Below are 13,443 nucleotides of genomic sequence, written 5' to 3'. Positions count from 1 at the left end.
CCGCCCTGGGGGGGTCGCCCCCTCCAAAGTGGGGTGGGGTGGGGGGGGGGGTTGGGCGACTCGGGGGGACGGAAACCCCCCCCCCGCCACCGACCCGCACGCCCCGAAGTCCGCACGGCCGGAGCCCGCGGCCGAGCCCCAGCCGAAGTCCCCGCCGACGTCACGGCCGAAGCCGCGGCTGGACTTCGGCGACCCGCTGGACCAGCAGTCCTCGGACGACACCGACCGGGGCTGGGGCGAGCGGCTGCCCGCCGGCGGAAGCGCGGCCGACCTGGCCCGCTTCCTCGACGAGAAGCCCCCGCACCACGTCTGACCGCAGGGCTCGCCTAGAGCCGGGGGCTCGGAGCGTCGGAGTGGGCGTTCCCGCCACCCGCGCCGCGCTGGGCGATCAGCTCGTCGCGGATCTCCTTGAGCACCACCAGCTCGGTGATCTCCATGGTCTCCTGCACGCCTTCCTTCGCCTTGCGGCGCGCCTCCTGCCGGGCGAGGTACTTCGACATCGGCAGCACCATGAGGAAGTACACGACCGCGGCGGTGATCAGGAAGGTCAGCGTGGCGTTGAGCACGGAGCCCCAGAGGAGCTCCACGCCCGTCGGCTTGCCGTCGGCGCCGGTTCCGCAGGGATCCTTGATGCAGGTCTTGTAGGCGTCCAGACTCTGCGTGCCGACGAGGCCGATCACCGGGCTGATCAGGCCCTTCACGACAGAATTCACGATGTTCGTGAACGCGGCGCCGATGACCACGGCCACCGCCAGGTCGACCACGTTGCCGCGCATCAGGAAGGCCTTGAAGCCTTCCAGCACGCTCACCTTCTTCTTCTCGCTCACCACTGAGCCTTTCTTCGTATCTGCCGAACATGGAGCCAACGGTTCCGAAAGCTACGGCAGTTTGGGTCGGGGGTGTCCAATCGACCCTCACCCCGCCGTGACTTGGCCGCACGTTCGTACGATTCAACACAAGGTCACCGCCAGTCGGGAAACGGTCCCCGCACCCACCAGAGCCCGCGCGGTGTCCCGGGGGACGGACAGCACCACCAGCGCCCCGCCGTCCCCAACGCCCGCTTCCGGAGCGGGCACTTCGGCGACCCGGGCCCCCGCCGCCACCACCCGGGGCGGCCCGCCGCGCTCCGCGGCGACCACGTCCACCCGGTCTCCGGGCCGAAGCAGCCGCACCGTCGCCGCGTCCGCGATGCGCACCGGCGCCGACACCAGCCGCACCGCCGCCGGTGGAGGCTGCGCCACGGGCGGTGCGGAGCCCCGCGAGGCCCGCGCCTCGGTGCCGCCCACCGCCAGTACGGCCGCCACGACGGCCAGCCCGGCCGCGGCCCCGCGCCGCCGGCGCCGCACCGCCCTGCGCAGCCGGTCCCCGGCCCGCCCCACGCGGAGCGGGGCGAAGAGGGGAACGGAGCGCGCGGGAGGACACGTAGCGGAAGAGGGGCGCCGGGGGACGGGAGAGGAGCGCACCGGGGTGTGGGTGTGAGGTGAGGAGAGGGACGAGAGGGAAGGGATGCGGGAGTTCGCGGTCATGACGGCCACCACCTGAGGGAGCGGGCCCGGGTCCTGGACCCGGAGTCCGGACCCAGCGCCCGGACGTCCCTCACGATCCGCCGTCCCGGCGGATCCCGCTCGGCTCTGTGGATGATCCCCAGCCTGTGGATATCCCCATCACCCGCAGGAGTTACCGCCCCACCGCGATCCGCCGCAGCGCCGCCACCGGATCCGCGGCCCGGGTCACCGACCGCCCCACCACGACGTGCGAGGCCCCGGCCGCGAAGGCGGCCCACGGGGTGTCGGAGCGGGCGTGCCCGCCGGCCTCCCCGCCCGCCTGCCCACCCGGCAGCGTCACGCCCGGCAGCGTCACGCCCGGCGTGACGATCAGCCGATCGGGCCCCAGCAGTCTCCGCAGCGGACCGGCCTCCCGGGGCGATCCGACGACCCCGTCGCAGCCGGCCTCGGCCGCCAGCCGGGCCAGCCGCAGCACCTGCTCGTCGGTGCTCACACCGCCGGGGACGACGCCGCTGCCGCTGCCAATGCCGACGCCGCTGCTGCCGCCGATGCCGATGTCGGCGAGGTCGCTCGCGGTCATGCTCGTGACCACCGTCAGCGCGAGCACCCGTAGCCCCGGGAACTCCCGCGCCGCGTCCACCGCCGCCGCCATGATGCCCGTACCGCCCATGGAGTGCACGGTCACCACGGACACGCCCAGCGCGCCCGCGGCGCGCACGGCACCGGCGACGGAGTTCGGGATCTCGAAGAGCTTCAGGTCGAGGAAGACCTCGTGACCCTGCCCGACGAGCCCGCGTACGAGGTCGGGCCCGGCGGCGGTCAGCAGCTCCAGCCCGACCTTGTAGAAGCCGCAGGCGCCCCCGAGCCGTGCCACGAGGGCCTCGGCCGCCTCGCGGCCGTCGAAGTCGAGGGCGACGATGACCCGGCGGTCAGTGGTGGTGTCGTTCATCCCGCCAGTGTCCGCGGCGGCTAGGGCAGCTCGATGCCCAGGTCCCAGCCGTCGTGGGCGTGGGTGCACAGGCAGGCGCGGGATTCCGTCGGGGGCAGGGCGGCCACCGCGTCGAAGAGGACCTCGCGCAGGCGGCCGACGTTCTCGCCGAAGACCTTGAGGACCTCCGTGTGCGAGACGCCCTCGCCCGTCTCCGCGCCCGCGTCCAGGTCGGTGACCAGGGCCATGGAGGTGTAGCAGAGGCCCAGCTCGCGCGCGAGGACGGCCTCCGGGTGGCCCGTCATGCCGACGACCGACCAGCCGGCCGCGGCGTGCCAGCGGGATTCGGCGCGCGTGGAGAAGCGCGGCCCCTCGATGACGACCATGGTGCCGCCGTCGACCGGCTCCCACTCCCGCCCGCGCGCCGCCGCCAGCGCCACCGCGCGGCCCACCGGGCAGTACGGGTCGGCGAAGGTGGTGTGCACGACGTTGGGGACCGAGCCGTCGGGGAGCGGCTCCCCGTCGAAGAAGGTCTGGGCGCGGGACTTCGTACGGTCGACCAGCTGGTCGGGGACGAGCAGGGTGCCCGGGCCGTACTCGGGGCGCAGGCCGCCGACCGCGCAGGGGCCCAGCACCTGGCGGACGCCCACGGAGCGCAGCGCCCACAGGTTGGCCCGGTAGTTGATCTTGTGCGGGGGGACGGTGTGGCTGCGGCCGTGCCGGGGCAGGAAGGCCACGGTGCGGCCGGCGAGCTCGCCGAGGTAGAGGGAGTCGCTGGGGGGCCCGTAAGGCGTCTCCACCTGGATCTCGGAGACGTCCTCCAGGAAGGAGTAGAAGCCCGATCCGCCGATGACACCGATCTCTGCATTCGCCATGCGGCCACCCTAACGGGGCATGCCGAAGGCCCCGCTGTCCGGTGGGGACGGCAGGGCCTCGGGTGAAGCTGTTACGGCTGATGAAGCCTTGGAGCGCGTCAGGCGGCCGACGAGCTCGACGACGACGAGGAGGTCGAGGTCGAGGACGACGAAGACGACGAGGACGCGGCCGGGGTGGCGGCCGGCGTCGACGCGGGCTTCGAGGCAGGGGTGCTGCTCGACGAAGCGCCGCGGCTGTCGTTCCGGTAGAAACCGGATCCCTTGAAGACGATGCCGACCGCTGAGAACACCTTCTTCAGGCGTCCGTCGCAGCTCGGGCACACGGTCAGTGCGTCATCGGTGAACTTCTGCACGGCCTCAAGGCCCTCACCGCACTCGGTGCACTGGTACTGGTAGGTCGGCACGAATTTCCTCCTGGCACTCTGACTCAATGAGTGCTAACGACGCTCCATGGTGACGTATTCCGGCGGATCAGTCCACCGTCACCGGCACGCGGTGACCCAGACCACGCTCGTTCACACCCGCGGCGGATGCCGCGGAGGTGGTCGAGGTGGCCGGCTTGGACGAGCTGACGATCCGGCTCGGGGCCTTCGGGGCAAGCTTCGCACGCAGCGCCAGCAGGATCGCCAGAGCGAGCACGGTGGCAACCATCGGCACGAGGAACCCGTACGAGGACCCGTGCGCGTCCGTCAGACGGCCGGCCAGGGTCACGGCGCCGGCCTGCCCGAAGGCGACGCCGCCGGTGAGCCAGGTGAAGGCCTCGGTCCGCGAGGTGGCCGGGACCAGCTGCTCGATCATGGTGTAGCCGGTGATCAGCGCGGGGGCGATGCACAGACCGACGACCAGGCCGAGCGCGCCGAGCAGGATCATCGAGTTCGCGGCCCACAGGACCGAGGCGGCCGCGGTGAGTCCGATGTAGCCGAGGATCAGGCGGCGGCGCGGGCCGATCTTCCAGGCGATGGCGCCGCAGGCGATGCCGGCGATCATGTTGCCCGCGGCGAAGACGCCGTAGAGCAGACCGTTGGCGCCCGGGTTGCCGATCTCCTCGGAGAAGGCGGCGAGCGAGACCTGCATGCCGCCGAAGACGGCGCCGATGCCGATGAAGGCGACGATCAGGACGCGCAGGCCGTGGAACGACAGGGCCGGGGCGTGCTTCTCGCCGTGCGCCGGGCGGGCGACGGGCTTGGGCTGCGTGGCGCGCTGGGCGGCGAACAGCAGGCCGCCGATCAGGGTCAGCGCGGCCTCGGTGACCAGACCGGCCGCCGGGTTGATGCCGGTGCACAGCGCGGTGGCGAGCACCGGGCCGACGACGAAGGTGAACTCGTCGGTGACGGACTCGAACGCTGCGGCCGTGGGCAGCAGCGGGGAGCCCTCGAGCTTGGCCGCCCAGCGGGACCGGACCATGGGTCCGACCTGCGGGACGGATGCACCGGCGGGGACGGCCGCCAGTGCGAGCGCCCAGACGGGCGCACCCAGCAGCGCGAACGCCACCAGGGAGCTGACGGCGGTGGCGTGGACGAGGGCCACCGGGACCAGGACGGCGCTCTGGCCGTGGCGGTCGATGAGCTTGCCCATGACCGGGGCGAACACGGCCATGGAGATACCGGTGAAGGCGGCGACGATGCCGGCGCTGCCGTAGGAACCGGTGGTGTGCTGGACCAGCAGCAGGATGCTGATCGTCAGCATGCCGAAGGGGAGTCGCGCGGCGAATCCCGGGAGAACGAAGCCGAGGGCGCCGGGCGTGCGCAGGAGCTGCCCGTAGCCGGGTCGGGTGGACGTGGCGGACTTGTCGGTCGTGACCGCGGATGTCACGGCCTGGCCTTTCCGCTGCCTGGTAGAACTCCCCGTCTGCGGACGATGCGGCGCCTTGTGAGCGATCGCACCCGTACATGTGGGAGCCCCGAGAGCTGTCCTCTTGCGCAAAACCGAGTGATACCTGGGCGCCCACTGCGGGAGGGTGCCACGGCCGCTTTGCGGTCGCGCCAGCTCTGCGTCAGGCAGAGTTGGTTCGATGTGTTGTTCCTTAATCGTACAGGCAGATCGCCCGATACGCCCTGTGATTCCGGCTACAAGGCGTGTCTTCACCTGCGATTAACTGGAGCTTCGCATTCAGGTCCCATGCAAACAGGGTCGAATGCGGACAGAAAGCATCGAAATTGATGAATTAGAGCGTCGCTCTAATCCTTGGCGGGCCTCTTCGAGGCCCCCTTGCCGGAACCCTTGCCGGAACCTTTGCCGGAACCCTTGCCCGACCCCTTGCCGGACCCCTTGGCCTTCCCGCCGCCGCTGCGGCCGCTGCCGCCTCCGTCGCCGTCCCCGCCGGTCCCCAGCCAGCCCGCCAGCTTGCCGCCCAGGGCCACCGCCCGCAGCCGCGCCTCCGCCGCGTCCCGTACCGGGTCCGTGGCCACCACCAGCAGCTCGTCCCCGCGCCGCAGCACGGTCGACGGCGCCGGTACGAAGCTCCGCGCGTCCCGTACGACCAGCGTGACGGAGGCCCCCGGCGGCAGCCGCAGCTCGCTCACCTCGACGCCGTGCATCCGCGAGGCGGGCGGGATCGCGAAGGACAGCAGGTGTCCGCGCAGCTTCTCCAGCGGCGCCGACTCGATCCCCAGGTCGGAGGCGGCCTCGTCGTTGTTGCCCAGCTTCAGCTTGCGCGCGAGCCAGGGCAGGGTCGGGCCCTGGACCAGGGTGTAGACGACGACCAGGACGAAGACGATGTTGAAGACGCGCTCGCTGCCCTCGATCCCGGACACCATGGGGATGGTCGCCAGGATGATGGGCACGGCCCCGCGCAGGCCCGCCCAGGACATGAGCGCCTGCTCCTGCCAGGGCACCCGGAAGGGCAGCAGCGAGACGAAGACCTCCAGCGGCCGGGCCACCATCGTCAGCACCAGCCCGATGATCACCGCCGGCCAGAAGTCGTGGACCAGTTCGTGCGGGGTGACCAGCAGGCCCAGCAGCACGAACATGCCGATCTGGGCGATCCAGCCGAGCCCGTCCGCGAATCCCCGGGTGGCGGGCCAGTGGGGGAGCTTCGCGTTCCCCAGCACCATCGCCGCCAGGTACACGGCGAGGAAGCCGGAGCCGTGCGCCATCGCGCCGGCCGCGTAGGCGGTGATCGCGATCGCCATCACCGCGATCGGGTAGAGGCCCGAGGCGGGAAGGGCCACGTGCCGCAGCCCGTACGAGCCCAGGAAGCCCACCGTCAGGCCGATCGCGACCCCGATCGCCAGCTCCAGCGCGATCTTCCCGATGAGGACGTACCACTGGTCGACCGGCCCCACGGTCGCGAAGGCCACGACCAGGATGACGACGGGAGCGTCGTTGAAGCCCGACTCGGCCTCCAGCACGCCCGTGATCCGGGAAGGCAGCGGGACCTTGCGCAGGACCGAGAAGACGGCCGCCGCGTCGGTCGAGGAGACGACCGCGCCGATCAGCAGGGCCTGCCGCCATTCGAGGCCGACCAGGTAGTGCGCGCCGGCCGCGGTCACGCTCACGCTGACGGCGACGCCGACCAGCGACAGCACGATCGCGGCCGGCAGGGCCGGCTTGATCTCTTTCCACTTCGTACCCAGACCGCCCTCGGCGAGGATCACCACGAGGGCGGCATAGCCGATCACCTGGGTCAGCGCGGCGTTGTCGAATACGACGTTGCCGATGCCGTCCTGGCCTATCGCGATGCCTATGCCGAGGTAAATGAGCAGGCTGGGGAGTCCGCTGCGCGATGAGACGCGTACCGCCGCCACGGCGACGAGCAGTACGAGCGAGCAGACCAGCATGAGCTCATTGAGCGTGTGGACAGTCAGCGGGCGGCCCTTTCCTCGATGTGCCGGGCGATGCGGAACGGCGGACGTCGGACTGACGGATCGTTCCGGCGCGGGCACGGACGGCAAGTACTTCGTTACCTTACCTAATCTTTGACGCGCCCTTTACTCACTAGCCACATTGTGAAACGCCTGCGCGCCCCTGTCCTCGTGACCCCTCGTCACGAGCCGTCGGCAAGGGCCGGACCACGAGCTCGACCCCTGGCGGATCAACGGGGGTGGTCCTGCGCCTATGGTTGCTCCCAGCACTCCCAGGACCACCCTGCCCCTCTAAGGACAGCGATGCCCGCCAACGAAACCGCCCCTTCCGTCAAGAAGAAGGGACGACGCGCCCGTCTGATCGTGCTCGTCCTGGTGCTGGCGCTCTTCGCTGGCCTCGGGTACGGGGCGTACTGGAGCGTGGACAGCGTGCGGGCCTCGTTCCCGCAGACCACCGGCTCCCTGAAGGTGCCCGGCCTGACCGGGACCGTCGACGTCAAGCGCGACGCCAACGGAATCCCCCAGCTGTACGCCGACTCCGACGACGACCTCTTCCGCGCGCAGGGCTTCGTGCACGCGCAGGACCGGTTCTGGGAGATGGACGTACGCCGCCACATGACCTCCGGGCGGCTCTCCGAGATGTTCGGCTCCGGCCAGGTCGAGACGGACGCCTTCCTGCGCACGCTCGGCTGGCGCCAGGTCGCGCAGCAGGAGTACGACACCAAGCTGTCGCCGGAAACGAAGAAGTACCTGCAGTCCTACGCCGACGGGGTCAACGCGTACCTGAAGGGGAAGTCCGGCAAGGACCTCTCCGTCGAGCACGCCGCCCTCAAGCTCAGCGAGGACTACGCGCCCGAGCAGTGGACCCCGGTCGACTCGGTGGCCTGGCTCAAGGCGATGGCCTGGGACCTGCGCGGCAACATGCAGGACGAGATCGACCGCGCGCTGATGACGGGCAAGCTCTCGCAGGCGCAGATCAACGACCTCTACCCGCCGTACCCCTTCGACCGGAACCGTCCGATCGTCGAGGGCGGCGCCGTCAAGGGCGGGAAGTACGCCCCCGCGGCCGGTCCCGGCTCCGGCAGCCCGGTGGGCTCCGGCTCCACCCCCGGCGGGCAGGGCAGCACCAGCGGCTCCCAGGTCTCCACGGGGACCACCGGCGAGACCGGGCTGGCCGGCAACGCCACCGCCCAGGGCGCCACCGTGGGCCTGCGCACCTCGCTCAGCGCGCTGGCGAACACCCTCGACACGATCCCCGCGATCCTCGGCCCCGCCGGCAGCGGCATCGGCTCGAACTCCTGGGTCGTCGCCGGCCGCTACACGACCACCGGCAAGCCGCTGCTCGCGAACGACCCGCACCTCTCCCCGCAGCTGCCCTCGGTCTGGTACCAGATGGGCCTGCACTGCCGGGCGGCCTCGGCCTCCTGCCGGTACGACGTGGCCGGCTACACCTTCTCCGGCATGCCGGGCGTGATCATCGGCCACAACGCCGACATCGCCTGGGGCATGACCAACCTCGGCGCCGACGTCACCGACCTCTACCTGGAGCAGGTCAAGCCCGAGGGCTACGTCTACGACAACAAGGTGCTCCCCTTCACCACCCGCGAAGAGGTCATCAAGATCGCCGGCGGCGGCGAGAAGAAGATCACCGTCCGGTCCACCAACAACGGCCCGCTGATCTCCGACCGCAGCGACGAGATCTCCACGGTCGGCGCCCGCGCCCCCGTGAACAGCGCCGCCCCGGACCGCGGCAACGGCTACGGGGTCTCCCTGCGCTGGACCGCGCTGGACCCCGGCAAGTCGATGGACGCGGTCTTCTCGATCAACCGGGCCAAGAACTTCCAGGAGTTCCGCGCCGCGGCCCGCGACTTCGAGGTCCCCTCGCAGAACCTGATCTACGCGGACAGCAAGGGTGCCAACGGCAACATCGGCTACCAGGCCCCCGGCCGCATCCCGATCCGCGGCGGCGGCGCCGACGGCAAGATGCCGACCCCGGGCTGGGACTCCAAGTACGCCTGGAAGGGCGGCAAGGACGGCAACGCCGGCTACGTCCCGCAGGACGAGATGCCGTGGGTGCTCAACCCCGAACGCGGCTTCATCGTGACCGCCAACCAGGCCGTCACCGAGAGCGGCACCGGCCCGGGCAAGTACCCGTACCTGCTGACCACCGACTGGGGCTACGGCGCCCGCAGCCAGCGGATCAACGACCTCATCGAGGCGAAGATCAAGGACAGCGGGAAGATCTCCACCGACGACATGCGCACCATGCAGATGGACAACAGCAGCGAGATCGCCGCGCTGCTGACCCCGATGCTGGCCAAGATCGACGTCTCGGACCCGGACGTCCGCTCCGCCCAGAAGCTGCTGGAGGGCTGGAACTACACCCAGGAGCCCGACTCGGCGGCCGCCGCGTACTTCAACGCGGTCTGGCGCAACATCCTCAAGCTGGCCTTCGGCGACAAGATGCCCAAGGAGCTCCGGGTCGAGGGCAGTTGCATGAACGTCCCCGAGCAGACCACCGGACCGGCCGACGACCTCGCCAAGATGGTCCGCGAATGCGGTGAGCGCAGCTCCGACTCGGCGCAGCCGGACGGCGGGGACCGCTGGTTCGAGGTGGTCCGCCGCCTGGTCAAGGACGAGGACTCGCAGTGGTGGCAGGCGCCCGCCGTGGGCCGCACCGTGGCCGCCACCACCAACCGCGACCAGCTCTTCGCGCGGGCCATGAAGGACGCCCGCTGGGAGCTGACCGCCAAGCTCGGCAAGGACCAGTCGACCTGGAGCTGGGGCCGGCTGCACCAGCTGATGCTGAAGAACCAGACGATCGGTACCGAGGGCCCCGGCTACCTCCAGTGGCTCCTCAACCGCGGCCCCTGGAACCTGGGCGGCGGCGAGGCCACCGTCAACGCGACCGGCTGGAACGCCTCCAGCGGGTACGGGGTCACCTGGGTGCCGTCGATGCGGATGGTCGTGAACCTCGCCGACTTCGACAAGTCCCGCTGGATCAACCTGACGGGCGCCTCGGGGCACGCGTACCACGACCACTACACGGACCAGACGACGATGTGGGCCAAGGGCGAACTGCTGGACTGGCCCTTCGGCAAGGACGCCGTGGCCGAGGCCACGGTCGACACCCTGACCCTCCAGCCCGAGGATTCGTGACCGCGGGGACCGCAGGGTCTAAGCGCTGAAGCGGACCACCCCCGACGGGGTGGCCGCCGCTCGTACGGGGTGGTCGTGCGGTTCCTCCGGGACCCGCGCGACCACCTCGTCGTCGTAGAGCAGCACGACCAGCGCGGGATGCGCCCCGGCGCGCTCCAGCCGTTCCAGCACCCGGTCGTACGAGCCTCCGCCCCGCCCGAGCCGCATCCCCCGCCGGTCCACGGCCAGTCCGGGCAGCAGTACGGCGTCGGCGCCGGTCACCGCGTCCGGACCGAGCCGGGGGCCGGCGGGCTCCAGGAGCCGCATCTTCCCCGGGTGCGCGGCCTCGGCCAGGCTCCCGGGGCCTTCGTACGCCGCCCAGTCGAGGTCGTTGTCGGGCAGCAGGACGGGCAGCAGCACGCGGGTGCCGGCTGCCCGGAGGGCGTCGAGCAGCTCGCGGGTGCCGGGTTCGGAGCCGATGGAGACGTAGGCGGCCACGGTGCGGGCGGAGCTGAGTTCGGGCAGCTCCAGGGCGGAGCGGGAGAGGGCGCGGGCCGCGGCGCTCAGGGTGTCGGCGGACAGGGCGCGGCGGGCCGCGAGGAGTTCACGGCGCAGGTCCGTCTTGGCCGTCGACGGCTGGTTCTCTGTCACGGTTGGCTCGTATCCCTTTCTATGGGGGTATACCTGATCATGTTCATCTGAATCTCACTCGGGCCTCATGACGAAGCACTATCGTTCCGCCCATGACTCAGTTGCACCCCGTGATCAAAAAGGCCGTCATCCCGGCCGCGGGCCTCGGCACTCGGTTCCTTCCCGCAACCAAGGCGACGCCCAAGGAAATGCTTCCAGTGGTGGACAAGCCGGCCATCCAGTACGTCGTCGAAGAGGCCGTGTCGGCCGGCCTCGACGACATTCTCATGATCACGGGCCGTAACAAGCGTGCTCTCGAAGACCACTTCGACCGCAACTACGAGCTCGAGTCCGCGCTCATCGCCAAGGGCGACGACGACAAGCTCAAGAAGGTCCAGGAGTCCAGCGACCTGGCCACCATGCACTACGTCCGCCAGGGCGACCCCCGGGGCCTGGGCCACGCCGTGCTGTGCGCCGAGCCGCACGTCGGCGACGAACCCTTCGCCGTCCTCCTCGGCGACGACCTCATCGACCCCCGCGACCCGCTGCTGCGCCGGATGACGGAGATCCAGCAGCGCGCGGGCGGCACCGTGGTCGCACTGATGGAGGTCGACCCCTCCCAGGTGCACCTCTACGGCTGCGCCGCGGTCGAGCGCACCGGCGAGTCGGACGTGGTCCGCATCACCGGTCTCGTGGAGAAGCCGGACGCCGCGGACGCGCCCAGCAATTACGCGGTCATCGGACGATACGTCCTCGATCCGGCGATCTTCGGCATACTGCGTGAGACCGAGCCGGGCCGCGGCGGTGAGATCCAGCTGACCGACGCCCTGCAGAAGCTGGCCGCCGACGAGACCGTCGGCGGCCCGGTGCACGGCGTGGTCTTCCGGGGCCGCCGCTACGACACCGGGGACCGCGGGGACTACCTGCGGGCCATCGTCCGACTCGCGTGCGAGCGTGAGGACCTGGGCCCGGAGTTCCGTGCCTGGCTTCACCATTACGTCACGGAGGAGATGTAGGACCTTGAGCAAGCCCGAAGCACCGCAGGACCCCCAGCCGGCCGGGACCCCCCAGCGACTCTGGTCGGTGGACGAGCACCTGGCGGACGTCCTCGGCACGGTCCGGCCGCTGGAGCCCATCGAGCTCCAGCTGCTGGACGCCCAGGGCTGCGTCCTCGTCGAGGACGTCACCGTGCCCGTCGCGCTGCCGCCCTTCGACAACAGCTCGATGGACGGCTACGCCGTCCGGACCGCCGATGTCCAGGGTGCCAGCAAGGAGTTCCCGGCGGTGCTGACGGTCATCGGGGACGTGGCGGCCGGCGACGGCGAGCTGCCGACCGTGGGCCCCGGCCAGGCCGCCCGCATCATGACCGGCGCCCCGCTGCCCCCCGGCGCGGAAGCCGTCGTACCGGTCGAGTGGACCGACGGCGGCACGGGCGGCGGCGCCGCCACCGGGATGACCCCCGCCAGCGAGTCGCCCGAGGGCGCCGCCGGCGAGGTACGGGTCCACCGCCCCGCCGAGGCGCGGGCCCACGTCCGCGCGCGCGGCAGCGACGTACAGGCCGGGGACCTCGCGCTCGCCGCGGGCACCGTCCTCGGGCCGCCGCAGATCGCCCTGCTGGCAGCCATCGGGCGGGGCACCGTACGGGTGCGTCCGCGCCCGCGCGTGGTCGTCCTGTCCACCGGCAGCGAACTGGTCCAGCCCGGCGAGGCCCTGACGGCCGGCACGATCTACGACTCCAACAGCTTCGCCCTGGCCGCCGCCGCGCGGGACGCCGGGGCCATCGCCTACCGGGTCGGAGCCGTCGCCGACGACGCCGACACCCTGCGCTCCACCATCGAGGACCAGCTCATCCGGGCCGACCTGCTGGTCACCACGGGCGGGGTCAGCGTCGGCGCGTACGACGTGGTCAAGGAAGCCCTCACGGCCGTCTCCACGGGCGACGACGAGGTGGACGGCGCCGGGATCGACTTCCGCAAGCTCGCCATGCAGCCCGGCAAGCCCCAGGGCTTCGGCACCATCGGCCCCGACCACACCCCGCTGCTGGCCCTGCCCGGCAACCCGGTCTCCTCCTACGTCTCCTTCGAGCTGTTCGTGCGCCCCGCGATCCGCGCCCTCATGGGCCTGCCCGCCTCCGAGGTCAGCCGGCCGAGCGTGCGCGCGGTGCTCGAGGCGGACAAGGCGATCGGCTCCCCGGCGGGCCGCCGGCAGTTCCTGCGCGGAAAGTACGACGCGGAGAACGGCACGGTCAGCCCGGTCGGCGGATCGGGCTCGCACCTGATCGCCGCGCTGGCGCACGCCGACTCGCTGATGGTCGTACCGGAGGACGTGACCTCGGTGGAGCCCGGGGCCGAGCTGGAAGTGGTCCTGCTCGGCTGAGGTCCGGCGGATGCGGGTAGCGTGTTGCACCACACAGGCCCTTGCGGGGCCCGGACGGGAGCGGCACGCAGATATGAGTACGCAGAGCAGCGCCGGGGGGGGGGCCTGCCCCCAACCTCCGCACCCCCCCACAGCCGGCCCCTCCCCCATTTTTTCCCCCTCCTCTCCCGAACCCCCCCCCCCCCCCG

The 13,443-nt window shown here is 71.4% G+C and carries 12 protein-coding genes; 4 read left to right on the top strand and 8 right to left on the bottom strand.

Annotation, left to right across the window (positions count from 1 at the left end):
• The first annotated feature begins 28 nt into the window (after nucleotides 1-28).
• A complete protein-coding gene (locus ACFWBW_RS28160; RefSeq protein WP_385377977.1) occupies nucleotides 29-313 on the top strand; it encodes a hypothetical protein in 285 nt (94 codons plus the stop codon).
• A gap of 13 nt (nucleotides 314-326) precedes the next feature.
• Here ACFWBW_RS28160 and mscL read toward each other — a convergent pair whose 3' ends face one another.
• The 7 genes from mscL to ACFWBW_RS28125 form a co-directional block, all read right to left on the bottom strand.
• The gene (gene mscL, locus ACFWBW_RS28155; protein WP_385377895.1) at nucleotides 327-827 is read right to left on the bottom strand and encodes a large conductance mechanosensitive channel protein MscL; all 501 of its coding nucleotides are present in this window, start codon (nucleotides 825-827) and stop codon (nucleotides 327-329) included.
• 123 nt (nucleotides 828-950) lie between these two features.
• Nucleotides 951-1,526 (bottom strand): hypothetical protein, encoded by a 576-nt coding sequence (locus ACFWBW_RS28150; protein ID WP_385377893.1) that lies wholly within the window; start codon nucleotides 1,524-1,526, stop codon nucleotides 951-953.
• Nucleotides 1,527-1,677: 151 nt separating this feature from the next.
• A complete protein-coding gene (gene pyrF / locus ACFWBW_RS28145; protein ID WP_385377890.1) occupies nucleotides 1,678-2,454 on the bottom strand; it encodes an orotidine-5'-phosphate decarboxylase in 777 nt (258 codons plus the stop codon).
• 20 nt (nucleotides 2,455-2,474) lie between these two features.
• Entirely contained in the window at nucleotides 2,475-3,308 is an 834-nt protein-coding gene (locus ACFWBW_RS28140; RefSeq protein ID WP_385377887.1) for an S-methyl-5'-thioadenosine phosphorylase, read from the bottom strand.
• Between the two features lie 98 nt (nucleotides 3,309-3,406).
• Entirely contained in the window at nucleotides 3,407-3,712 is a 306-nt protein-coding gene (locus ACFWBW_RS28135) for an FmdB family zinc ribbon protein (protein WP_385377884.1), read from the bottom strand.
• A gap of 67 nt (nucleotides 3,713-3,779) precedes the next feature.
• Nucleotides 3,780-5,120, bottom strand: a complete 1,341-nt coding sequence (locus tag ACFWBW_RS28130; RefSeq protein WP_385377881.1) for an MFS transporter — start codon at nucleotides 5,118-5,120, stop codon at nucleotides 3,780-3,782.
• 365 nt (nucleotides 5,121-5,485) lie between these two features.
• Nucleotides 5,486-7,087 (bottom strand): potassium/proton antiporter, encoded by a 1,602-nt coding sequence (locus ACFWBW_RS28125; RefSeq protein ID WP_385377879.1) that lies wholly within the window; start codon nucleotides 7,085-7,087, stop codon nucleotides 5,486-5,488.
• 327 nt (nucleotides 7,088-7,414) lie between these two features.
• Here ACFWBW_RS28125 and ACFWBW_RS28120 point away from each other — a divergent pair, with 327 nt between their 5' ends.
• Nucleotides 7,415-10,270 carry a penicillin acylase family protein gene (locus ACFWBW_RS28120; protein ID WP_385377876.1) on the top strand — a complete coding sequence of 952 codons (2,856 nt, stop codon included), beginning with the start codon at nucleotides 7,415-7,417 and terminating at the stop codon, nucleotides 10,268-10,270.
• Between the two features lie 18 nt (nucleotides 10,271-10,288).
• On the opposite strand, the gene ACFWBW_RS28115 is transcribed toward ACFWBW_RS28120, so the two are convergent.
• Nucleotides 10,289-10,900 carry a 5-formyltetrahydrofolate cyclo-ligase gene (locus ACFWBW_RS28115; RefSeq protein ID WP_385377873.1) on the bottom strand — a complete coding sequence of 204 codons (612 nt, stop codon included), beginning with the start codon at nucleotides 10,898-10,900 and terminating at the stop codon, nucleotides 10,289-10,291.
• Nucleotides 10,901-10,992: 92 nt separating this feature from the next.
• Between ACFWBW_RS28115 and galU the strand changes: the two genes are divergently transcribed.
• Both galU and glp read left to right on the top strand, forming a co-directional pair.
• Nucleotides 10,993-11,895 (top strand): UTP--glucose-1-phosphate uridylyltransferase GalU, encoded by a 903-nt coding sequence (gene galU, locus ACFWBW_RS28110; RefSeq protein WP_385377871.1) that lies wholly within the window; start codon nucleotides 10,993-10,995, stop codon nucleotides 11,893-11,895.
• Between the two features lie 4 nt (nucleotides 11,896-11,899).
• Nucleotides 11,900-13,255, top strand: a complete 1,356-nt coding sequence (gene glp / locus ACFWBW_RS28105) for a gephyrin-like molybdotransferase Glp (RefSeq protein ID WP_385377868.1) — start codon at nucleotides 11,900-11,902, stop codon at nucleotides 13,253-13,255.
• The last annotated feature ends 188 nt before the right edge of the window (nucleotides 13,256-13,443 follow it).

This window comes from Streptomyces sp. NPDC059957 (genome assembly GCF_042730015.1).
Lineage (GTDB): Bacteria > Actinomycetota > Actinomycetes > Streptomycetales > Streptomycetaceae > Streptomyces.
The sequence above is the reverse complement of the archived record's forward strand: the minus strand, read 5'-3'. Positions and strand labels throughout refer to the sequence as shown.

Bases quoted from the DNA above. Each gene is read 5' to 3' on its own strand.
- ACFWBW_RS28120 (WP_385377876.1), top strand. From the start codon at position 7,415: ATGCCCGCCAACGAAACCGCCCCTTCCGTCAAGAAGAAGGGACGACGC.
- pyrF (WP_385377890.1), bottom strand. From the start codon at position 2,454: ATGAACGACACCACCACTGACCGCCGGGTCATCGTCGCCCTCGACTTC.
- ACFWBW_RS28125 (WP_385377879.1), bottom strand. From the start codon at position 7,087: ATGCTGGTCTGCTCGCTCGTACTGCTCGTCGCCGTGGCGGCGGTACGC.
- galU (WP_385377871.1), top strand. From the start codon at position 10,993: ATGACTCAGTTGCACCCCGTGATCAAAAAGGCCGTCATCCCGGCCGCG.
- ACFWBW_RS28140 (WP_385377887.1), bottom strand. From the start codon at position 3,308: ATGGCGAATGCAGAGATCGGTGTCATCGGCGGATCGGGCTTCTACTCC.
- ACFWBW_RS28150 (WP_385377893.1), bottom strand. From the start codon at position 1,526: ATGACCGCGAACTCCCGCATCCCTTCCCTCTCGTCCCTCTCCTCACCT.